Annotated in this window: 6 protein-coding genes and 1 tRNA gene; 1 reads left to right on the plus strand and 6 read right to left on the minus strand. The window is 37.2% G+C overall.

The annotated features are described in order from the left end of the window. The first annotated feature begins 167 nt into the window (after nucleotides 1-167). Complete coding sequence (locus tag PN497_RS15630) at nucleotides 168-635, plus strand: GNAT family N-acetyltransferase (RefSeq protein ID WP_096565874.1); 468 nt, start codon at nucleotides 168-170, stop codon at nucleotides 633-635. Here the strand turns inward: PN497_RS15630 and PN497_RS15635 are convergent. The 6 genes from PN497_RS15635 to PN497_RS15660 all read right to left on the minus strand — a co-directional run bounded on the left by PN497_RS15635 (nucleotide 589) and on the right by PN497_RS15660 (nucleotide 5654). Continuing rightward, nucleotides 589-1578: a sensor histidine kinase gene (locus tag PN497_RS15635; protein ID WP_096565872.1), complete on the minus strand. Its 990-nt coding sequence runs from the start codon at nucleotides 1576-1578 to the stop codon at nucleotides 589-591. The genes PN497_RS15630 and PN497_RS15635 overlap by 47 nt on opposite strands. 41 nt (nucleotides 1579-1619) lie before the next feature. Next, nucleotides 1620-2195 (minus strand): L-threonylcarbamoyladenylate synthase, encoded by a 576-nt coding sequence (locus tag PN497_RS15640; protein WP_096565870.1) that lies wholly within the window; start codon nucleotides 2193-2195, stop codon nucleotides 1620-1622. 274 nt (nucleotides 2196-2469) lie between these two features. After that, complete coding sequence (gene prmC, locus PN497_RS15645) at nucleotides 2470-3369, minus strand: peptide chain release factor N(5)-glutamine methyltransferase (RefSeq protein ID WP_272110631.1); 900 nt, start codon at nucleotides 3367-3369, stop codon at nucleotides 2470-2472. A 2-nt stretch (nucleotides 3370-3371) separates the two neighbouring features. Further along, nucleotides 3372-4172 carry a Tic22 family protein gene (locus PN497_RS15650; protein ID WP_096565866.1) on the minus strand — a complete coding sequence of 267 codons (801 nt, stop codon included), beginning with the start codon at nucleotides 4170-4172 and terminating at the stop codon, nucleotides 3372-3374. A gap of 604 nt (nucleotides 4173-4776) precedes the next feature. Then, nucleotides 4777-4850: transfer RNA gene (locus PN497_RS15655), tRNA-Pro, on the minus strand. 276 nt (nucleotides 4851-5126) lie between these two features. Beyond that, nucleotides 5127-5654: a GNAT family N-acetyltransferase gene (locus PN497_RS15660; protein WP_096565864.1), complete on the minus strand. Its 528-nt coding sequence runs from the start codon at nucleotides 5652-5654 to the stop codon at nucleotides 5127-5129. Nucleotides 5655-6242 lie beyond the last annotated feature (588 nt).

Genomic DNA, 6242 nt, shown 5'->3' on the forward strand with positions numbered 1-6242 from the left:
CTCCTGACTCCTGACTCCTGACTCCTGACTCCTGACTCCTGACTCCTGACTCCTACTATAACAAGTAATTAACATTTTCTTAGTTGCATAAATATGTACATTTAAAGTATTTTTTCAGAAAATATGCCATAACAGAAACGAAGATACTACCAGTTGGGTGTCTATACATGAAAAATCCTCAAATTCATTTTAGCGATCGCCGTGCGGAAATTGACCTTTACCAACTTCAGAATTTGTTTAATATAGCCGCTTTTTGGGCGAAAGGACGCAGTATAGAGGATTTAAACAAAGCTATTACTAATAGTGAACAGGTGATTTCTGTTTGGGATGGAGAACAACTCATTGGTTTTGCAAGAGCTAATTCTGATGGCATCTATCGCGCTACAATTTGGGATGTTGTCATTCATCCAGATTATCAAGGTAAAGGACTGGGAATTAAATTAGTAGAAACAGTTTTAGCTCACCCTGTCATGCAAGTGGAGAGAGTTTATTTAATGACAACTCATCAACAAAAATTCTATGAAAAGATTGGTTTTCAAACTAATAATACCACGACAATGGTACTATACAACCAATCGGATCTAGGTTCTATTCCGACTGGAGAAGTTCAGCTTCAGGAGTCACTAGGGGGATAGCAATTTGTAGTCTGCTGCAATCTTGTGTTACTTCTGTGGTGATGGGAGAAGCAATAATTTCTAGTTTTCCTCCCATCGTTTCTAGTAATTTTTGATTAAGTAATAGTTTCATCCCTGATGAGATTTCTATACTATCTTTTATACTATCTTTTATACTGTCTTTTATATTTTCTTGATTTGTGTTATTTTCAGAGGCAATCAAATTTATTTTCTCACTGGAGATGACAGCATGAGAAGGGACATCTAGATAAATATGCACAACATTATTAATAATATTATTTGTAGCTGTATTTGCAGGTGCAATACTACTGGAAAGATGAATACTACCTTCTTCCATTTGTAAAATAGTAGTATCTATTAAATTCACCAAGATTTGACGTAGCCAGCGGTTATCTGCTAAAACATAAATTTCTGGTTTAGGAAATGATATAGTAAAAGGATAATTGCGATTTCCTGCCAACATATAAGTTAATTTATAAACTTCTTCTAAAACCTTAGTTAACTGTAAAGGCTGAATATGTAATTTATTTGTTCCGTGTTCTGTTCTAGCAACACTGAGAATTTCATCAATCATTTTTAGCAATTTCAGCGATCGCTCATAAGCTTGTCCGACAAATTCCCTTTCTTCCTCTGGATTTTCGCACAAATCATTTAAAATTAACTGATGTAATCCTATTAAACCATTCAGGGGCGATCGCAATTCATGGGTAGTCCTTGCCAAAAAACCACCTTGAAACTGGCTCATTTCCCTAGCCAGTTGGTAGGCTAATTGGGTTTGGTTTAATTTGTCTAAAGTTTTTTGTAAAACTTCGGTTTCTTGCTGTTGTGGGGCAATTTCCACAGGAATGGATGAAGATTTAGATGACTTTAGGAATAACTTACAAAAACCTATTCCTAAACCTATTCCTGATCCTAGATATAACCATTCATTTAAGCTAGTCATAGAAAATTTTACTCTTGATTACCATTATCAATTATCAATTATCAATTATCAATTTTAATTACTCCTTGGCGCAAAATTTGCCAATCATTCCCTGTCCATTTAGCAACAGTAGAAGGTATTCCCAAACCTTTATATTCAGTCGCTTCTAAAGTGAGAACATCAGGAAAATTCACTTCTATTTCTGCTCGATTTTCTAAAGCTGGTTGTCCTGATAAATTAACGCTAGTGGTAGCCATTGGTCCAGTTTGTGCTAAGATATTTTGGGCAATTGGATGATTGGGTACTCTAATACCTATAGTAGTTGGATCAGTAGGATTCATCACTTGAGGAATTTTCTCACTAGCAGGTAACACTAAAGTCAATGCACCAGGCCAATATTGACTAACTACCTCCTGCCAAATTTGATATTCAGTCTTATTTCCTCTTACATAATCCCATAAATCCTCGGCTTTAGCAGCCATTAAAATCAAAGGTTTATCCAAACTCCGTTGTTTAGCAGTATAAATTAATTCTGCTTGTGCTGGTAGAGAAGCCAGTGCAGGAACAGTATCCGTAGGGAAACTAATTAGTTTTCCAGCTTTTGCAGAGTTGATGAGAACTTCTAGAGAAACATTCATAAATAAATATCAGAAAATTACTTATCTATTTTTAGATATAATCGCCAAATATCAGGTGACAGGTGACATAATTGGTTTAATTATAAATTAAACTATATAATAATTATGACATCCTGAACATCCTTAAATCCTGAAAATCCTGATTCTGACAAAATCAAATTTTGAAAAATCACCACATTCCTATTAAATCAACATCCTGTAAATCCTATAATCCTGGATATCCTGATTCTGACAATGAAAATCCTGATGCAGAAAACATCATATCCAGGACATTCTACATATTTACATAAGCTATCGCAAACCGTTCTATTCCTGCTAAATCTGCATGAATAGAAATGTCACTATAATTACCATTCTTTTCTAACAATTCTCGCACCGTTTCAGCCTGTCCCGCCATCATTTCAATTAACCACATTCCACCAGGACGCAAATAATCAGGAGCAACTGCGATTAAATGACGAATACAATCTAAACCATCCACACCACCATCTAATGCTAGATGGGGTTCATGTTTCACTACTTCCGGTTGTAATGTCAGTACCGTATCACTGGGAATATAAGGCGGATTTGATACCATCCCGCTAAATTGACCTTGCAAAAATTCTAAGGGTTTCCACCAATTACCTTGGTAAAATTTCACTCGTTCCCCAAAACCTAAACTTTCCGCATTAGTTTTCGCAACCTCTAAAGCTTCAGCACTGACATCTACAGCATGAATCGTCGCATTTGTCAATACCTCCGCTAAACCAAGAGCGATCGCCCCACTCCCAGTCCCCAAATCTGCCCAATGACCTGATTGTAACCCCTTACTTTCAGCAGCGTTTACAGCCAAATCAATCAAAATCTCTGTTTCCGGTCTAGGAATCAAAACCGCACTGGACACAGCGAGTTTAAATTTGCGCCAAGGTGTCACACCAGCAATATACTGTATCGGCAAGCGTTCCTGTAAACGTCTTTGCCATAACTGGTCTAGTTCTGACAAAGAAAACTGCGTTTGAATATGATTCAAGTTTTTGAAGGACTCCAAACGCAGTGTTAAGCGGTCTAACTCAGTTATTTCTTGCAACAGCCAATCAACTTCTACAGGAGAAATGTCCGTAGATAAAGCATCTTTCAGTGCTTGATTACGCCACTGCCAAACTTCCATACCAGTAAATGACTGTTGCTTTGCCATGATTAACGCCGTTTAGAAGGTGCATTATTCTGCTTGGCAGCATTATTTTTAGGCAAAGTCCTAATATATTCTCTAGACTCTGGGGATGGAACCAAAACCACCTGATTTAACCAAGAATCATTTTTATCTTCCAAAGTTTTAATCACCCCATCCACATCTATTACCTGAATATCAGCTTGAGGAAACTTTGGTTTCACTTGGTTCAATAAACCTAGTGCATCTTGTTTACTCAAAAATAAAGGAATCATTTGCTGATTATTCGCACCTAATTGAATTGGTACATAGCCTTTATCTGTCCCAAACCTTACCGCAAATACAGGTACACTCTTAAATTGATCTACTTTTTGACCACTTGCATTTAGTAAAGTTAGAGCGCCTTTAACTTCTTTATCTACAGGTTTGAACGCAAACAACAGTCTATTCTGTTGGTTTTTACTTTGTTGCAATTGCTGATAAATTACACCTAGAGGAACAGCGGTAACTTGCAACTGTTTAGCCATTGTTTCTAGTTTTGGGTCTTTATTTTTGGCATTTTGCAATTCTTTGATAAACGCCAAAGCTTCCTGCCGACTCATATATACACCAGTCACTGAAGCCCCTGGTTGTCCATTTTGTGCGGGTATAGTCCGACTCAACGGTAAACCCTGATCATTCGTAATCAAGTAAACCGGTACAGAATCCAATTTTTCTTTGACTTGTTGTTCTGTTAATGCCAGCACAGGAAAATCAACAGCTACCACGCTGCCAAATAGGGTACTACCTACTAAACCCAGCGTTAAGCCCCAGCGAACCAATGATTTCATAAATACTCCTTATCTCAATATCAATACTTGAATTAACTTAGACAATCAGAAAGTAGTAGAATTTTATACCAACAAAACCAAGTTTAATTATCTAACCAGCTATTTTAGCTTTAAATAAGTTTATTGTGCTAATTGTTAGGAATTTTGCCCTGCTATTCACTACTAAATGCTGTATTTTTCTATTATATTCTCCACCAGGGTTTGATTTTCGGTACTCTTGCTCACAACAATTACAATTAATTGTTTTGTTGTTTGTTTTGTTGTTTGTTTTGTTTGTTTTTCCGTGACGCTAGGACTTGATAAATCGTTCCCATTTCCGATTAACAGAGTTTTTTTATAGCTGTAGATAAGGCCGTGAGGCTCTCAAATCCAAGTAACAAGGATAAGTAGACAGCAAAAAAGCAGCGAACACCATCATAATTCATTCTTTCTCTTAACTCCTGACTCGTATTCCTAACTAGGAACTTGGGTTGTTAGTATGTATTAGTAACTTTTATCAATAACCCAATAAAAAATATATAATCTATACTATACTATTTACTCACATATTAGTGAATTTATAGCAAGTTAACAGTGCTACCATAATCTTAATATTTATCTAAAATCGGGATGACAGGATTTGAACCTGCGGCATCCTGCTCCCAAAGCAGGCGCGCTACCAAGCTGCGCTACATCCCGAAAAACTTTTACTGTTGATAGTTTAGCTGCACATAACAAAAATTATGTTTTGCTCAAGCATCTTTCTAACTATATCATACTAAAAACAGATTGCCAACCCCTTACAGGGAAAAAAATCAAATCACTTCCTTAATAAGAAATAAGAGTTTTTCTGTTGACTCAGCCTGAAAAAGTTGATCCTGCTAGATTAAAGCTCATTGCTCAACCAAACAATAATAGCACATCTTAGGTATGATAGCGAATTTATGGCGGCAACCTGTTTTGTTTGCTTGAGGATCATTGAGGATACCAAAACATCCCTTTAATACCTTCTGGGTCAGGCATAAAACCCATGGTCCGGTAAAAATCTACAACATGAGGGTCAGCGAAAAGAGTAACATTGCTAATTTCTTCACTTCTGAGTTTTTTGAGGACATATTTCATCAATGCCTTACCCAGACCTTGACCTTGGAAGTCTGGATGAACTACCACATCCCAAATAGTGGCATTAAAAGCATGATCTGAGGTAGCACGGGCAAAACCAATTAAACGCCTTTTATTTCCTCGTACTTGCCACATAGACGCGACGAGAAAACTATGTTCAATGGCTTTTTTTACTTTTCTCAGAGGACGACGCGACCAACCCACCGCATCACAGAGTTCTTCTAGTTCATACAGGTCGATATCGCGTTCAGTGCTAAAAACGATACTGTCGCTTCCGGCGCTAGAGTTACCTTTATCTCCCCGTCCATACTCATCAAATGCGGTCGTTTTATTTGTCGCTACAGATTCAGAACTACTAAACCAAGTTTTCCAAAAACCCATGCCAACGTGGTTCGGGTAACATGACTGAATTGGTGACTCTGCTTGAGAGTGTTGAATCATTAGTAAAAACACTGTCTCTGTTCTATCTTCAGACACCTAACCTAAAAAATTACGTTGGGTGTTTTCGGGATGGGGACTTTTGACAGCCAGTTACTAAAAGTTTCAAACCAATCATTTTTAACTTTAGCATTTTGTTTTTACAATCACCTAGCTAAAGCACAGGGTATTTTTGGCAAATTCCTGGACTTTCATCTGCTGGATTGTTTTTAGTGGTTGATTTTTTGTGCCACTGAAATCAAGATACTGCATGATCAGGTATTTTGATGTATCCATATCTATAATTTTGATGAATTTGCCGCTGATACAGACCCAAACAGAATCATTTGCCCAAGATTGACAGCAAAAACGACAATGGAGGCGATCGCTTTAGCCAACTTGTGAACTTAAACCTGCTATATAAAACCTAGACAAAACTAGACTTTACTTTCTACTTCAACGGGAGCATGGGAGCAGTTATCCCTCAGTAGACTTTCACGCCTTAGCCAGACGCGATTGTGTTCCAATTAAGTTTCTGAAAAAGACTACCAC

Origin of the sequence: Sphaerospermopsis kisseleviana CS-549 (assembly GCF_028329225.1) — a bacterium.
GTDB lineage: Bacteria > Cyanobacteriota > Cyanobacteriia > Cyanobacteriales > Nostocaceae > Sphaerospermopsis > Sphaerospermopsis kisseleviana.

Bases quoted from the DNA above. Each gene is read 5' to 3' on its own strand.
- PN497_RS15630 (WP_096565874.1), top strand. From the start codon at position 168: ATGAAAAATCCTCAAATTCATTTTAGCGATCGCCGTGCGGAAATTGAC.
- PN497_RS15635 (WP_096565872.1), bottom strand. From the start codon at position 1,578: ATGACTAGCTTAAATGAATGGTTATATCTAGGATCAGGAATAGGTTTA.
- PN497_RS15640 (WP_096565870.1), bottom strand. From the start codon at position 2,195: ATGAATGTTTCTCTAGAAGTTCTCATCAACTCTGCAAAAGCTGGAAAA.
- prmC (WP_272110631.1), bottom strand. From the start codon at position 3,369: ATGGCAAAGCAACAGTCATTTACTGGTATGGAAGTTTGGCAGTGGCGT.
- PN497_RS15650 (WP_096565866.1), bottom strand. From the start codon at position 4,172: ATGAAATCATTGGTTCGCTGGGGCTTAACGCTGGGTTTAGTAGGTAGT.
- PN497_RS15660 (WP_096565864.1), bottom strand. From the start codon at position 5,654: ATGGGTTTTTGGAAAACTTGGTTTAGTAGTTCTGAATCTGTAGCGACA.